Source organism: Microbispora siamensis (assembly GCF_016863095.1).
Classification (GTDB): Bacteria; Actinomycetota; Actinomycetes; order Streptosporangiales; family Streptosporangiaceae; genus Microbispora; species Microbispora siamensis.
Map to the genome: position 1 here is coordinate 211,845 of NZ_BOOF01000004.1, position 14,236 is coordinate 226,080.

Annotated in this window: 15 protein-coding genes; 13 read left to right on the top strand and 2 right to left on the bottom strand. The window is 71.3% G+C overall.

Features of this window, described 5'->3' with window-relative positions:
• Positions 1-231 precede the first annotated feature (231 nt).
• The 10 genes from rsmD (at position 232) to ftsY (ending at position 10,099) form a co-directional block, all read left to right on the top strand.
• Positions 232-801, top strand: coding sequence for a 16S rRNA (guanine(966)-N(2))-methyltransferase RsmD (gene rsmD, locus Msi02_RS05325; RefSeq protein ID WP_204047318.1), 570 nt, complete (start codon positions 232-234; stop codon positions 799-801).
• A gap of 17 nt (positions 802-818) precedes the next feature.
• Positions 819-1,295 carry a pantetheine-phosphate adenylyltransferase gene (gene coaD / locus Msi02_RS05330; protein WP_079312696.1) on the top strand — a complete coding sequence of 159 codons (477 nt, stop codon included), beginning with the start codon at positions 819-821 and terminating at the stop codon, positions 1,293-1,295.
• A gap of 70 nt (positions 1,296-1,365) precedes the next feature.
• Positions 1,366-1,920, top strand: coding sequence for a YceD family protein (locus tag Msi02_RS05335; protein WP_204047319.1), 555 nt, complete (start codon positions 1,366-1,368; stop codon positions 1,918-1,920).
• Between the two features lies 1 nt (position 1,921).
• Positions 1,922-2,101 carry a 50S ribosomal protein L32 gene (gene rpmF / locus Msi02_RS05340; RefSeq protein WP_030506036.1) on the top strand — a complete coding sequence of 60 codons (180 nt, stop codon included), beginning with the start codon at positions 1,922-1,924 and terminating at the stop codon, positions 2,099-2,101.
• A 246-nt stretch (positions 2,102-2,347) separates the two neighbouring features.
• Positions 2,348-3,097, top strand: a complete 750-nt coding sequence (gene rnc, locus Msi02_RS05345; protein ID WP_079312692.1) for a ribonuclease III — start codon at positions 2,348-2,350, stop codon at positions 3,095-3,097.
• A 16-nt stretch (positions 3,098-3,113) separates the two neighbouring features.
• The gene (gene mutM / locus Msi02_RS05350) at positions 3,114-3,995 is read left to right on the top strand and encodes a bifunctional DNA-formamidopyrimidine glycosylase/DNA-(apurinic or apyrimidinic site) lyase (protein ID WP_204047320.1); all 882 of its coding nucleotides are present in this window, start codon (positions 3,114-3,116) and stop codon (positions 3,993-3,995) included.
• Between the two features lie 47 nt (positions 3,996-4,042).
• On the top strand, positions 4,043-4,312 hold the full coding sequence (locus Msi02_RS05355; protein ID WP_179154936.1) for an acylphosphatase: 270 nt from the start codon (positions 4,043-4,045) through the stop codon (positions 4,310-4,312).
• Positions 4,313-4,500: 188 nt separating this feature from the next.
• Positions 4,501-4,695: a hypothetical protein gene (locus Msi02_RS05360; protein ID WP_036331364.1), complete on the top strand. Its 195-nt coding sequence runs from the start codon at positions 4,501-4,503 to the stop codon at positions 4,693-4,695.
• Between the two features lie 261 nt (positions 4,696-4,956).
• Complete coding sequence (locus Msi02_RS05365; protein WP_204047321.1) at positions 4,957-8,715, top strand: chromosome segregation SMC family protein; 3,759 nt, start codon at positions 4,957-4,959, stop codon at positions 8,713-8,715.
• Between the two features lie 202 nt (positions 8,716-8,917).
• The gene (gene ftsY / locus Msi02_RS05370; RefSeq protein WP_204047322.1) at positions 8,918-10,099 is read left to right on the top strand and encodes a signal recognition particle-docking protein FtsY; all 1,182 of its coding nucleotides are present in this window, start codon (positions 8,918-8,920) and stop codon (positions 10,097-10,099) included.
• 46 nt (positions 10,100-10,145) lie between these two features.
• On the opposite strand, the gene Msi02_RS05375 is transcribed toward ftsY, so the two are convergent.
• Entirely contained in the window at positions 10,146-11,216 is a 1,071-nt protein-coding gene (locus Msi02_RS05375) for a PLP-dependent cysteine synthase family protein (RefSeq protein ID WP_204047323.1), read from the bottom strand.
• 327 nt (positions 11,217-11,543) lie between these two features.
• Here Msi02_RS05375 and Msi02_RS05380 point away from each other — a divergent pair, with 327 nt between their 5' ends.
• Positions 11,544-12,137: a sigma-70 family RNA polymerase sigma factor gene (locus tag Msi02_RS05380; protein WP_079312684.1), complete on the top strand. Its 594-nt coding sequence runs from the start codon at positions 11,544-11,546 to the stop codon at positions 12,135-12,137.
• Between the two features lie 93 nt (positions 12,138-12,230).
• Here the strand turns inward: Msi02_RS05380 and Msi02_RS05385 are convergent, their stop codons facing one another.
• Complete coding sequence (locus tag Msi02_RS05385) at positions 12,231-13,034, bottom strand: DMT family transporter (RefSeq protein WP_239108141.1); 804 nt, start codon at positions 13,032-13,034, stop codon at positions 12,231-12,233.
• 98 nt (positions 13,035-13,132) lie between these two features.
• Here Msi02_RS05385 and Msi02_RS05390 point away from each other — a divergent pair, with 98 nt between their 5' ends.
• Together Msi02_RS05390 and Msi02_RS05395 are read left to right on the top strand one after the other, a co-directional pair.
• The gene (locus Msi02_RS05390; RefSeq protein WP_204047325.1) at positions 13,133-13,750 is read left to right on the top strand and encodes a helix-turn-helix domain-containing protein; all 618 of its coding nucleotides are present in this window, start codon (positions 13,133-13,135) and stop codon (positions 13,748-13,750) included.
• A 155-nt stretch (positions 13,751-13,905) separates the two neighbouring features.
• The gene (locus Msi02_RS05395; RefSeq protein ID WP_079312678.1) at positions 13,906-14,211 is read left to right on the top strand and encodes a hypothetical protein; all 306 of its coding nucleotides are present in this window, start codon (positions 13,906-13,908) and stop codon (positions 14,209-14,211) included.
• Positions 14,212-14,236 lie beyond the last annotated feature (25 nt).

Below are 14,236 nucleotides of genomic sequence, written 5' to 3' on the forward strand. Positions count from 1 at the left end.
CGGGTCAGGTGCCGAGGGCGCCGACGTGCGGAAGGGCTCACGACCACGCCGGCCGGCCTTCCCCTGGGTCACCGTGAAGGCCGCAGAACTCATGATGCGCATGTGACGGAGCCCGCGATACGGCTCTTACTCATTCGTCGCCGCCGCTTGCCCACTCTTGACCTGTGCGATCTTCCCGGCCTCTTCCGCCCGCCGTGCCGGGAAGGCCGTCGCGGGCGGGACAATGAAGGCGTGACGCGGGTGATCGCAGGGACGGCGGGGGGACGCAGGCTGGCCGTCCCGCCGGGGAGATCGACCAGGCCGACGAGCGACCGCACCCGGGAGGGGCTGTTCGCCACCGTCGGCTCCGCGCTCGGCTCGCTGGAGGGGGCCCGGGTCCTCGACCTGTACGCCGGGTCGGGCGCCGTCGGGCTCGAGGCGCTGAGCAGGGGGGCCGCCCACGCGCTGCTGGTCGAGTCGGACGCCCGGGCCGTACGCACGATCAGGGAGAACATCGCGTCGCTCGGGCTGCCGGGGGCGTCCCTGCGGGCCGACAAGGTCGAACGGGTGGTGGGCCGGCCGTGCGAGGAGCCGTACGACTTCGTCTTCGCCGATCCGCCCTATGCCGTCTCGGACGAGGCGGTCTCCCGGGTGCTGGAGGCGCTGCGCGACAACGGCTGGCTCGCGGAGGGCGCGCTCGTGGCCGTCGAGCGGGAGTCGAGGGGTAAGGACCTGGTGTGGCCCGCGGGCTTCACGGAAGACAGGGTCCGTCGATACGGCGAAGCGGCCGTTTGGTACGGTCGCGCAGCCGGGAACCCGTGACTCTATGGGGGTGCGCCTTGCGTCGTGTCGTCTGCCCGGGGTCGTTCGATCCCGTGACCAACGGACATCTGGACATCATCGGCCGGACGTCACGGCTGTATGACGAGGTCGTCGTGGCCGTGCTCATCAACATCGAGAAGCACAGCCTGTTCACCGTCGACGAGCGCATCGAGATGCTCCAGGCGGTGACGAAGGAGTACGGCAACGTCCGGGTCGAGAAGTTCCACGGCCTGCTTGTCGACTTCTGCAGGCAGCAGGGCATCCCGACCATCGTGAAGGGCCTGCGGGCGGTCAGCGACTTCGACTACGAGCTGCAGATGGCCCAGCTCAACTACCGGATGTCGGGCGTCGAGACGCTGTTCATGTCCACCAACCCGGAGTACTCCTTCCTGTCGTCCAGCAGGCTCAAGGAAATCGCCCGGTACGGCGGGGACGTGTCCGGCCTGGTCCCCGACCTCGTCCACCAGCTGCTCGTGGAGCGGCTCAGAGGCTGAACCGGGGCTGGTATTCTTGCCTTTCAGCCTTGCACGACGGCGGTGATTCGCCATGCCTAACGAGAGCAGGATGAGTCTGCACAGCCTCGATCCCCGAGCCCCCTGGGTGATCTCCACCCACGACCTGGGGCGCCGACCGGGATCGATGCGCACGCTCAGCCCGGTCCTCCCGGCACCGGTGGACCTCGCGGTCGGAATGATCGGCGTTCCCAAGGACGCCGACGTCGAGCTGGACATCCGGCTCGAGGCGGTGATGGAGGGCGTGCTCGTCACGGGCACGGCGCAGGCTCCCCTGACGGGGGAGTGCTCGCGCTGCCTGGACCCGTTGACCTCGGAGATCGAGGTCGACTTCCAGGAGCTCTACTTCTACTCGGCGGAGGACGCCGGAGAGGACGATCTGCTCCTCGACGGCGAACTGCTCGATCTCGAGCCGGTATTCCGTGACGCGGTGGTGCTCGCACTGCCGCTGAGCCCGGTGTGCGGTGAGGACTGCCCCGGTCTCTGTGCGGAGTGCGGGATCAGGCTGGCGGAGGCCGGCCCTGACCACCGGCACGAAGCGATCGACGCCCGCTGGGCGGCGCTGCAGGGTTTGGTTGTGGAACAGGAAGACGATCAGGAGGGTTGACGTGGCCGTCCCCAAGCGGAAGATGTCGCGGAGCAACACCCGCGCCCGCAGGTCCCAGTGGAAGGCGGCGGCGGTCGCACTCGTGAGCTGCCCGCAGTGCCGCTCGCCCAAGCGCCCGCACGTGGCCTGCCCGACCTGCGGCACCTACAACCGCCGTCAGGTCGTCGAGCCGTCGGCCTGATCGCGCGGTAAGGGACGTCGGGACGCCGGCCGGATCGTCAAAACGACCCGGTCGGCGTTACCGTGCTTCACAGGAACGTGCGGTGGCGGTTGGACGGTACGCACCGACATGCACGCCCGCGGCCGTGGTGGACGCCGGGGCCATCGGCTCCCGGCGGACCGGCGTCCACCACGCCTTCGGGCCTTCGGCCGGCCCACCTGCCTCCCGTGCACGGCCCTGCCTGCACTTAGGAGTTGGGAGGATTTCATGGCCGCGCCGTCCGTAAAGCCCGTGCCCGTCGAGGTCGCCAGAGACGAGCTGGCCCAGATCCTGGATGTCCGGCTCAGCACCGGCATCCTGGAACGGGCGCTGACGCACCGCTCGTACGCCTACGAGAACGGCGGGCTGCCGACGAACGAGCGCCTGGAGTTCCTGGGCGACTCGGTGCTGGGGCTCGTGGTGACGGACACGCTGTTCCGCAACCACCCGGACCTGCCGGAGGGCCAGCTCGCCAAGCTGCGCGCCGCGGTGGTCAACATGCGGGCGCTCGCGGACGTCGCCAGGACGCTCGACCTCGGCAAGTACCTGCGGCTCGGCCGCGGCGAGGAGGGCACGGGCGGCCGGGACAAGTCGTCCATCCTGGCCGACACGCTGGAGGCCCTGATCGGCACCGTGTACGTCGACAAGGGCCTCGACGAGGCGTTCCGCGTCGTCCACCTGCTGTTCGACCCGCTCATCACGCGGTCGGCGTCGCTCGGCGCCGGGCTCGACTGGAAGACGTCCCTGCAGGAGCTCACCGCCGCCGAGATGCTCGGCGTGCCGGAATACCACGTGGACGAGAGCGGGCCCGACCACGCCAAGTCGTTCTCCGCGATCGTGCGCGTGGGCGGCAAGGAGTACGGCAAGGGCTCCGGGCGCAGCAAGAAGGAGGCCGAGCAGCAGGCGGCCGAGGCGGCCTGGACCGCGATCCGCGCGCTGCGCGACGCCCGCGAGGGCGCCGGCCCCGTACGCGCCTGAGCCCCGGAGACGGCGCATGCCCGAACTGCCCGAGGTCGAGGTCGTCCGCAGGGGCCTGGAGAGCTGGGTCGCCGGCCGGACGGTGGCCGCGGCCGAGGTCCTGCACCCCCGGGCGGTACGCCGCAACGTCGGCGACCTGCCCGCCCAGCTCAAGGGCCGCACGCTGGCGTCTGCCGAGCGGCGCGGCAAATACCTGTGGCTGCCCCTGCGGGACGGTGCCTCCGTCGAGGAGGAGCCCGGCGAGGCGCTGATCGCCCATCTCGGCATGAGCGGCCAGCTTCTCGTCGTGGACCCGTTGTCGCCGATCGAGAAGCACCTGCGTGTGCGCATGGGCTTCACCGACGGCGGCCTGGAGTTACGCTTCGTCGACCAGCGCACCTTCGGGCACCTCCTGGTGGCGCCCATGACCGCGGGGCGGGGGCGGCCGGTGCCCGAGCCGATCGCGCACATCGCCGCCGACCCGCTGGAGGACGCCTTCGACGACGCGGAGTTCGCCGTACGGCTGCGGCTGCGCCGTACGGGGATCAAGCGGGCGCTGCTCGACCAGTCGCTGATCAGCGGGGTGGGCAACATTTACGCGGACGAGGCGTTGTGGCGCGCGCGCCTGCACTGGGCGCGCCCGACGGAGACGCTGACCCGGCCGAAGATCGCCGAACTGCTCGCGGCGGTCCGCGCGGTCATGACCGAGGCGCTCGGGCAGGGCGGGACCTCCTTCGACAGCCTCTACGTGAACGTGAACGGTGAGAGCGGCTACTTCGACCGCTCGCTCGCCGTCTACGGCAGACGGGACGAGCCGTGCCGCCGTTGCGGGGCGCCGGTCCGGCGCGAGGCGTTCATGAACCGGTCCTCCTACAGTTGCCCGAAGTGCCAGCCCCGCCCGAGGAACGCCCGCCCGTAGGCCACCCCCCGCTGTCGCGGCCGAAGTCGATCTGGATACTTGTAGGCGTGGTTCGGTTGACGGCATGGGTCCGGGGACGGGTGCAGGGTGTGGGGTTCCGCTGGTGGACCCGTGCCCGCGCACTCGAGCTCGGGCTCGTCGGGTGGGCCTCGAACCTGGCCGACGGGAGGGTCGAGGTCGTCGCCGAGGGCCCGAGGGAGTCGTGCGAGAGGCTCCTGTCGTTGTTACGCACCGGAGACACGCCCGGCCATGTTGAGGGGGTGGTCGAGCGCTGGAGCGATGCGAAGAGAGGTATCGCCGGGTTTGTCGAGAGGTAGGGCTTCCCTCAAACCCCTCAAATCCGGTATATTTATCTAGCGAGAGTGCCCACCGGCACGCCTGTGCGGAGCGTTCAACTTGACCGTCTCCATTGCCGGTGCGACTCTTGAGAGGAACCACGCGCACCCCTCCCGCGGCATGAAGTGCGCGAACCAGTCTGGTCACTCAGCGTGGAGGACCCTTTACTATGGCGAAGGCTCTACTCGGCCACGTCGGCGGTCCTGACCCTCGGATGATCTCGGAAATGCGCCGTCTCCAGCAGCGCATCCGCGACCTCGAGGCAGAACTCACCCGGCTCCAGGCCCAGAACGACGCGCTTGCGGCGCAAACTCGTGACGAGGCCCTGGTCCGGCTGCAGGATCGCGAGCCGGCTCTCACCTGAGGTCCGGCAGGAAACGGGAAAGGATTGTAGGGACGCCCCGCAAAGGCGTCCCTTGCCATTTCCACCGTCGTTCCCCGGTAATTGATTCGGCGGCTAACTGATCATAAATAACGAGCCGTGGGCGGGACGGGTGAACCGCCCGGCTTGTCGTTACCTCGTATTCATTCCCCGAGCGGGCGCCGGTGCCTATCCCCGCGTACCCGGCCCTCGGGAGCTGTAGTCTTTCCCCCCAAACGCCAGGCGGCACCGAGGGGGGCGGACGTGTACCTGAAGACGCTCACCTTACGCGGCTTCAAGTCCTTCGCCTCGGCCACCACCCTGCGCTTCGAGCCGGGCATCACCGCCGTGGTGGGCCCCAACGGCTCCGGCAAGTCCAACGTCGTGGACGCGCTCGCGTGGGTGATGGGCGAGCACAGCGCCAAGTCGCTGCGCGGCGGCAAGATGGAGGACGTCATCTTCGCGGGCACCTCCAGCCGCCCGCCTCTCGGCCGCGCCGAGGTCACGCTGACTATCGACAACACCGACGGCGCGCTCCCGATCGACTACACCGAGGTGACGATCAGCCGGCTGATGTTCCGGTCCGGCCAGAGCGAGTACGCCATCAACGGCGACACCTGCCGCCTTCTGGACATCCAGGAACTGCTGTCCGACTCCGGCATCGGCCGGGAGATGCACGTCATCGTCGGCCAGGGCCAGCTCGACCAGGTGCTGCACGCGGGGCCGGAGGAGCGCCGGGCGTTCATCGAGGAGGCCGCGGGCGTACTCAAGCACCGCAAGCGCAAGGAGAAGGCGCTCCGCAAGCTCGACGCGATGCAGGCCAACCTGACCCGCGTCCAGGACCTCGTGGCCGAGCTGCGCCGCCAGCTCAAACCATTGGGCAGGCAGGCCGAGATCGCCCGCAAGGCGGCCGTCATCCAGGCCGACCTGCGTGACGCGCGCCTTCGCCTGCTCGCCGACGACGTGATCACCTTGCGCGACACGCTGCAGCGGGAGGAGGCCGACGAGGCGGCCGTACAGGCGCGGCGTGCCCAGGTGGAGGCGGAGCTGGCCGAGGGCCAGCGGCGGGAGGCCGAGCTTGAGGCGGCCGAGAACGAGGCCCAGCCGCGCCTCAAGGCCGCCCAGGAGACCTTCTACCGTCTTTCGGCCCTGCGGGAGCGGCTGCGCGGCGTGGAGAGCCTCGCGGCCGAACGGCGGCGGCACGCCGCGGACGCCGCGTCCATCGAGCGGCGCGGGCGCGACCCGGAGGACCTGGAGCGCGAGGCCGCCGAGGTGCGGGAGCAGGAGCGGGTGCTGGCGGAGGAGCTGGACGAGGCGCGCGAGCGCCTGGAGGCCGCCGTCGAGGTCCGCGCCGAGGCCGAGGAGGCGCTGGCCGCCGAGGAGCGGCGCCTGACCGCCGCCTCCCGCGCCGCGGCCGACCGCCGCGAGGCCCTCGCCCGCCTCCGGGGCCAGGTCGAGTCGGCCAGGAGCCGGGCCAGGGCCGCCGGAGACGAGATCGGCAGGCTCACCAAGGCCGTCGAGGACGCCACCCGGCGCGCGGAGCAGGCCCAGGACGAGCTCGACGCGCAGGCGCTCAGCGAGCCGCCGGCCGACCCCGAGCTCGTGGCCGAGCTGGAGGCCGCGCAGGAAGGCGTGGACCTCGCCCGCGCCGCCGTGGAGGAGGCCAGGGCCGTGGCCGAGGAGGCCGAGGCCGTCGTGGAGCGGGCGCGGGCCGACCTGGCCGCGCCCAGGGACGCGCTGGCCGCCGCCAAGGCCGCCGTGAGCACGGCCCGGGCCGCCGACCAGGAGTCACAGCGCGCGGTCGCCGCTCTCCAGGCGCGGTGCGAGGCCCTGGAGATGAGCCTGGCCGGGGGAGCGGACGGCGCCGCCGCGCTGCTCGGCGCCGGGCTGCCCGGCCTGCTCGGCCCGATCGCCACGCTGCTGGCCGTACGTCCGGGGGCGGAGGCGGCCGTCGCGGCCGTGCTGGCCGTGGACGGGGTGGCCGTCGCCTCGCTCACCGCCGCCGTCGCGGCCGTCGAGCACCTGCGCGAGGCCGACGCCGGCCGCGCCGCCCTCCTGATCGCGGGCGACCGCCAGAGCGGCGGCGGCCAGAGTGGCGGTGGACAGAGTGGCCGTGGACAGAGTGGCGCCGCGCGGCCGGAGGTGCCCGTCGCGGGCGCGGAATGGGCCGCCGACCTGGTGACCGTGCCGGACGAGCTGCGCCCCGCCGTGGACGCGCTGCTGTCCGACGTGGTCGTGGTGCCCGACCTGCTCACCGCACGTAAGGTCGTGGACGCCCATCCGGAGCTGCGGGCCGTCACGACGTCCGGCGACCTGCTCGGCGTCCACGCCGCGCACGGCGGCTCGGGCGGCGGCTCCTCGCTGTTGCAGATGCGCACGGCCCTAGACGAGGCCGCCGCCGATCTCGCCACCGCCAGAGCCGGGGCCGAACGGCATGCGGAGGCGCTGGCCGAGGCCGTGGCCGCCGAACGGGAGTGCCAGCTCGCGCTGGAGGAGGCGCAGGCGCGGGTCACGGAGGCGCAGAGCGGCGTGAGCGCCGCCCAGAGCGGCGTCAACGCCGCGCAGAACGGGCTGAACGCCGCGCAGGCCGGGCTCGACCGCCTGCGCGGCAGGCAGCGGGAGGCCGACCAGCGGGCGGCGGCGGCGGCCAAGCAGCTCGCCCGGCTGGAGGCCGCCGTCAAGGCCGCCCAGGACGAGGCGGCCCGGCTGAGCCGGTCCGTCGTGGACGCGCAGGAGGCGCGCGAGCAGGCCCAGGCCGCGGTGGTGGAGCTGGAGGAGCAGCTCGCCGAGGCGGAGTACGCCGCCGAGCTGGAGGCGGAGCCGACCACCGACACCCGCGACGAGCTGGCCGCCGCCTGCGGCGTCACCCGGCAGGCCGAGATGGAGGCCCGGCTGACCGTCCGTACGGCCGAGGAGCGGGTGCGGGGCATCGCGGGACGGGCCGACGCCCTGCTGCGCGCGGCGCAGCGCGAGCGGCAGGACCGCGCGCGGGCCGCGGCCGACCGGGAACGCCGCCGCAGGCAGGCGGAGATCGCGGCGGCGGTGGCCGACGGCGCCCGTGCCGCCCTGAGCGCACTGGAGGGCTCGCTCGCGCGGGCCGCCGAGGAACGCGACGAGGCCGAGCGGGCGCGCGGGCAGATCGACGCCGAGCTCAAGCAGGTGCGCCTGCGCGTACGGGAGCTCAGCTCCGAGCTGGACGCGCTGGTCAACCGGGTCCACGGCAGCGAGATGGCCAGGACCGAGCGGCGGCTGCGCCTGGAACAGATGGAGCAGCGTGCCCTGGAGGAGTACGGCATCGAGCTCGAACCGCTGATCGCCGAATACGGGCCGAGCGTGCCGGTGCCCGGCGACCCGCCGGTGCCGTACGTCCGGGAGGAGCAGGAGAAGCGGGCCAGGGCGGCCGAACGGCAGATGACCCAGCTCGGCAAGGTCAACCCGCTGGCGCTGGAGGAGTTCGCCGCGCTTGAGGAGCGGCACGCCTTCCTCACCTCGCAGCTCGAAGACCTCAAGAAGACCCGGCGCGACCTGCTGCTCGTGGTCAAGGAGGTCGACGACCGGGTCGAGCAGGTCTTCGCGGCGGCGTACGAGGACGTGGCACGCGAGTTCCAGGGAATCTTCCAGCGGGTCTTCCCCGGCGGCGAGGGCCGCCTGCTGCTGACCGACCCCGAGGACATGCTGACGACCGGCGTCGAGGTCGAGGCCAGGCCGCCCGGCAAGAAGGTCAAGCGCCTGTCGCTGCTGTCCGGCGGCGAGCGGTCGCTGACGGCGGTCGCGTTCCTCATCTCGATCTTCAAGGCGCGCCCGTCGCCGTTCTACGTGATGGACGAGGTCGAGGCGGCACTCGACGACACCAACACGCAGCGGCTGCTCACCCTGTTCGAGGAACTGAGACAGACCTCACAGCTCATCGTGATCACGCACCAGAAGCGCACGATGGAGATCGCCGACGCGCTGTACGGCGTGTCGATGCGCGGCGACGGCGTCACCCAGGTCGTCAGCCAGCGCCTCCGCGAGAAGGTCTGAGGAGTTCGCGTTTCCCGCTCACCATCGGGGCGCTCACACCCGCCCGGTCGTGCCGGAGGCGCGCCATCAGCGCTTCCCTCGTCGCGCTTGGTCGCTTCGCTCCCGCGCGCTCCTCAGTCCAGATCGGCGGCGCGCCCCTCCGGATCGCTCGATTGAGTTGCCCTGGCCGGAGTAATGCGGGTGATCTGGGAAACTGCATGGTGTGGACGGTTACCTCGGCATCATCGTGATCGTGGCCATCGTCGCCATATTGGCGGTGGGTGGCCTGTGGCTGTTGTTCCGGCCGAAGGCGAAGGACCTGCCGCCCGCGCCGCCGGCCCCGCCCGAGCCGAAGGCTCCCGTTGCGGAGGAGCCCGCGAAGACGGGGCTGGGCGAAGAGGACGGCGGCACGACGACCACACTGCCGCCGCCCGCCCCTCCGATCGAAGAGCTGATCAAGGCTCCCGAGATCGAGGTCCCGCCGCCCTCGGCCGGCCGGATGGTGCGGCTGCGCGGCAGGCTCGCCCGTTCGCAGAACGTCCTCGGCCGGGGCCTGCTCGAACTGCTGTCGCGCGACCGGCTCGACGACGAGGTCTGGGACGAGATCGAGGAGACTCTGATCACGGCCGACGTCGGCGTGGCCCCCACCCGTGCGATGGTGGAGGAGCTGCGGACGAAGGTGAAGGTGCTCGGCACCCGCACCCCCGAGGAGGTGCGCAAGCTGCTGCGCGAGGAACTGCTCGCGCAGGTCGCGCCGGACCTGGACCGCACCCTGCACACCCAGCCGCACGGGGAGCGGCCGGCCGTCGTCCTCGTCGTCGGTGTCAACGGCACCGGCAAGACCACGACCTCGGGCAAGCTCGCCCGGGTCCTGGTCGGCGACGGCAGGAAGGTCGTGCTCGGCGCCGCCGACACCTTCCGCGCGGCGGCGACCGACCAGCTCCAGACGTGGGGTGACCGCGTCGGCGCGGGCGTGGTGCGCGGCCCGGAGGGCGGCGACCCGGCGTCAGTGGCCTTCGACGCCGTGGCCAAGGGCATCGAGGACAAGGCGGACACCGTCATCATCGACACCGCGGGACGGCTGCACACCAAGACCGGCCTCATGGACGAGCTGGGCAAGGTCAAGCGGGTCATCGAGAAGAAGGCGGCGGTGGACGAGGTGCTCCTCGTCCTCGACGCGACCACCGGGCAGAACGGCATGCGCCAGGCGCAGGTCTTCGCCGAGGTGGTCAACGTCACCGGCATCGCGCTGACCAAGCTGGACGGCACGGCCAAGGGCGGCATCGTGATCTCGGTGCAGCGCGAGCTGGGCGTGCCCGTGAAGCTGGTGGGCCTCGGCGAGGGGCCGGACGACCTCGCGCCGTTCGACCCCGACGTCTTCGTCGACGCGCTGCTGGGCGACTGACGAACAGGAGACGGCGGCGGGCCGGAGATCCCCGGCCCGCCGATCGTCAGCTCCGGAGGAAGGCCCGCAGCTCTTCGATGTGGGGGCCGATGTCGATGCCCTGCTCCGACAGCCAGTGCGGGTCGCCGTAGGTGTCGCGGTAGCGCTCGGCGCCGTCGCAGATCAGCGTGACCACGCTGCCGCGCTCACCCCGCTCCCGCATCTCGCGGATGATCTGCACCGCCGCCGCGATGTTGGTGCCGGTCGAGCCGCCGACCTCCCGGCGGGTGACCTCCCTGACCCAGTGCATGGCCGCGATCGACAGGGCGTCCGGCACCTGGGTCATCCGGTCGATGACCGTCGGCAGGAACGACGGCTCGACCCGCGGCCGGCCGATGCCCTCGATCCGCGATCCGGCGCCGCCGTGCTCCTCGCCCGAGATCCAGGACGGATAGAACGCCGAGCCCTCGGGATCGGCGACGCACAGCCGGGTCTGGTGGCGGCGGTAGCGGATGTAGCGGCCGATCGTCGCCGAGGTGCCGCCGGTGCCCGCCCCGACCACGATCCACGCGGGCTCCGGGTGCCGTTCGAGGGCCATCTGCTGGAAGATGCTCTCGGCGATGTTGTTGTTGCCCCGCCAGTCCGTCGCCCGTTCGGCGTAGGTGAACTGGTCCATGTAGTGCCCGCCGGTCTCGGCGGCGAGCCGGTGCGACTCGTCGTAGATCGCCCTCGGGTCGTCCACCAGGTGGCACTTCCCGCCGTAGAACTCGATGATCTCCCGCTTCTCCGGCGAGGTGCTCGCCGGGATCACCGCGATGAACGGCAGGCCGAGCAGCCGGGCGAAGTACGCCTCGCTCACGGCGGTGGATCCGCTGGACGCCTCGATGATCGTGGTGGTGGGCCCGATCCAGCCGTTGGCCAGGCCGTACAGGAAGAGGGACCGGGCGAGTCGATGCTTGAGTGAACCGGTCGGGTGCACCGACTCGTCTTTCAGATAGAGGTCGACACCCCAGTGCGAGGGGAGCGGGAACACATGCAGGTGAGTGTCACAGCTTCGGTTGGCGTCGGCCTCGACGGCCTGGATGGCGTCGGCCACCCATGCCCTCGTGACCGGATCGTGCCGATCCAGGTGGTTCATGGCGCCACTCTGGCACGCTCCTCGGCATGAACACCAAAGAGCGGCTCACCGCTTCGACGGCCTGCGCCTGCGGGCGGTCAGTGAAATCTGCCACATTTTACTCCGGATTGAGGCTCCAGTGTTACGCTAATGAGACTTGTTCGGCTTGCGCGTGACCTGGCCGCGCGGGCCTGGTCTCCACGGCGATGGCGCTGACCAGGCCGGACGACATTAACACCGTGCTTAGGCCCCAATCGGCACGATGTCCTTGGCACAAGGATGAACGAGTGACCTCGCATGTGTTCCGGCCGGACGGGTAACGGGGGAGAAGTTCCGTAGGGGGAAGAGATGATCTCGACCGACGAGCAGCGGCAGGCATGGTTCGAGCGTGAGGTCGTGCCGGTGACGAGCCAGCTCTACGCGTCCGCCATGCGTCTGACGCGCAACCCCGCCGATGCCGAGGACCTGGTCCAGGAGACCGTCGCGAAGGCGTTCACGTCGTACCACCAGTTCCGCGAGGGCACGAACCTCAAGGCGTGGCTGCACCGCATCCTCACGAACAACTTCATCAACGACTACCGGAAGAAGCAGCGCTCGCCCAAGCTGTCGGCCGCCGAGGAGATCGAGGACTGGCAGCTGGCCGCGGCCGAGTCGCACATGTCGACCGGGCTGCGCTCGGCCGAGACCGAGGCGCTCGACCAGATCCCGGACAGCGTCGTGATGAACGCCCTGCGAGCCCTGCCGGAGGACTTCCGGGTGGCCGTCTACCTGGCCGACGTCGAGGGCTTCGCGTACAAGGAGATCGCCGACCGGATGGGCACCCCGATCGGCACCGTCATGTCCAGGCTGCACCGGGGCCGCCGCCAGCTCCGGGGGATGCTGGAGGACTACGCCCGCGAGGAGGGCGTCGTACGCGTCCCCGAGCAGGTGTGCGCCGCCTGACCCGCGCCTGACGGGCCCGTGAGGAGCGCAGGGACGTGGTGTCCCGCGCCCGCGGGCCCCGACGCGCTTCGGGGCGCGGTTGAGGGGCGCGGTTCAGGCGGCGGCGATGAGGGCGATCGCGCCGAGCGCGAACCCGACGCCGGTGATCTGCACCGGGCTCAGCCGCTCGCCCAGGACGTAACGCGCGAGCAGCAGCGTGCTCGCCGGATAGAGCGACACCAGGACGGCCACCAGGGTGAGCATCCCCCGCTGCGCGGCGAAGAGATAGAGCACGTTGGCGGCCATGTCGAGCACCCCGGCCGTGATCGTCACCGTGAGGCTGCCGGGCACCGGGCGCAGGCTCCTGCGGGTCGCGAGGGCCAGCAGCGCGACCAGCGTGATCGACGCGATCCTCGCCCCCAGCAGGGGCCACGTGCCCGAGTCGGCCGGGGCCAGCTTGAGCAGCACGAAGAACCCGCCGAAACCCGCTCCCGACACCAGGGCGGCGAGGATCGGCCCCGCCTTCGGGCCGCTCGCCCCGCCGTTCGGCTCGCGGCTGACCAGCAGGACGGCGAACAGGCCGAGCGCGACGCCCACGAGCGCCAGGGCGGATGGCCGGTCGCCGGTGAGCAGGCCGAACACCACAGGGACCGCCATCGCGGTCGTGGCCGTGGTCGGGGCGACCACCGACATCATCCCGGTGGCCAGGCCGCGGTAGAACAGCACGATGCCGAAGGCGCCGGCGACCCCGGAGGCCATCCCCCAGGCCAGCGCGGCCGTGCTCGCGTGGCCCGGCAGCACCGGGAGCAGGGCGGCCACCAGCAGCAGGCCGCCGAGCTGGGAGAGCACGACGACGGCCAGCACCTTCGACCGCCTGGTGGCGAGCCCCCCGAAGAAGTCGGCCGTGCCGAAGATCACCGCGCATGCCGTAGCGAGGGCCACCGCCGTCACAGATCCCCCAAGAGATTGCATCGTGAGTGCAATGGATTGTAGTAGGAGATCACTACGCTGTACTCATGGCTGATCCTGCGACGATCACCGCGGCCATCGCCGCGAACGTACGGGGCCAGCGGGCTCACCGGGGGATGACCCTCGACGAGCTCGCGGCCAGGTCGAACGTGAGCCGCGGCATGCTCATCCAGATCGAGCAGGGCCGCACCAACCCGAGCGTCAACACGCTCACCCGGATCGCCGACGCGCTGGGCGTGACCCTCGCGCGGCTGGTGGAGGTCGCCGACACCCCGGTCGTACGGGTCGTGCACGAGTCCGAGGTCGTGACGTTCCGGCATCCGGGGGGAGGGTCGGCCCGCCTGCTCGTGGGGACGGACGCGCCCGCGATCCTGGAGCTGTGGGACTGGCGGCTCGGGCCGGGCGAGCACCACGACGGCGACGCGCACCCCGCCGGCACCCGCGAGATGCTCACCGTCCTGGAGGGACGGCTCACGCTGACCGTGTACGGCAGGAGCCACGTCGTGGGGCCCGGCGACGCCGTCGTGTTCAGCGCCGACCGGCCGCACCGGTACGCCAACGAGCACGACGAGCCGCTGCGGTTCGTGATGGTGGTCACCGAGCCCCCCGAACCGCCTGATGCGACGGTGCCGCCCCATGCGACAGTGCCGCCCGACCTCGGGTGAGCCTCCTGCTGCCGGAGAACCCGCACATGACTGACGAGTAAGGGCTGCGTGGTGACGCTTAGTAGCCGATGATTACAGAATGAATCCGCAAGCGCCGCTCCAAGGTTGGGTACATCCCTTTTTGTGCGTGTCTGCTGTGCAGGGGGCGGTGGCCGGTGAGTGAGTCGCGAGTCGCGGTGGAAAAACTTCGCGCGGAACTCGCCGCGCTCGGGGTGGCCGACGCCTACGAGATCGGTGACGAGGCTACTCTCTCCGTCTGGATAGGCCTGGTCGTGACCTTCCGTGAGGGCTTTTACCGTTGGCGCGAGGGTGCCGTGAAGTGCCGGCACCTGGGTACGGACCCCGCAGGATGCGCCATCCGGGTGGCGCGCAGGTACGCCGAACTCAAGGCGGACGTGCCGCCCTGGTGGGAGGAGCTGGAAAAGGTTCTGCGGGGGGGAGCGGCCGGAGGCTATCCGTAGCGTTCGTGGCCCCCCGCCTGCTCCG

Bases quoted from the DNA above. Each gene is read 5' to 3' on its own strand.
- Msi02_RS05335 (WP_204047319.1), top strand. From the start codon at position 1,366: ATGAGTCTGCACAGCCTCGATCCCCGAGCCCCCTGGGTGATCTCCACC.
- rnc (WP_079312692.1), top strand. From the start codon at position 2,348: ATGGCCGCGCCGTCCGTAAAGCCCGTGCCCGTCGAGGTCGCCAGAGAC.
- mutM (WP_204047320.1), top strand. From the start codon at position 3,114: ATGCCCGAACTGCCCGAGGTCGAGGTCGTCCGCAGGGGCCTGGAGAGC.
- Msi02_RS05360 (WP_036331364.1), top strand. From the start codon at position 4,501: ATGGCGAAGGCTCTACTCGGCCACGTCGGCGGTCCTGACCCTCGGATG.
- Msi02_RS05375 (WP_204047323.1), bottom strand. From the start codon at position 11,216: ATGAACCACCTGGATCGGCACGATCCGGTCACGAGGGCATGGGTGGCC.
- Msi02_RS05380 (WP_079312684.1), top strand. From the start codon at position 11,544: ATGATCTCGACCGACGAGCAGCGGCAGGCATGGTTCGAGCGTGAGGTC.
- Msi02_RS05390 (WP_204047325.1), top strand. From the start codon at position 13,133: ATGGCTGATCCTGCGACGATCACCGCGGCCATCGCCGCGAACGTACGG.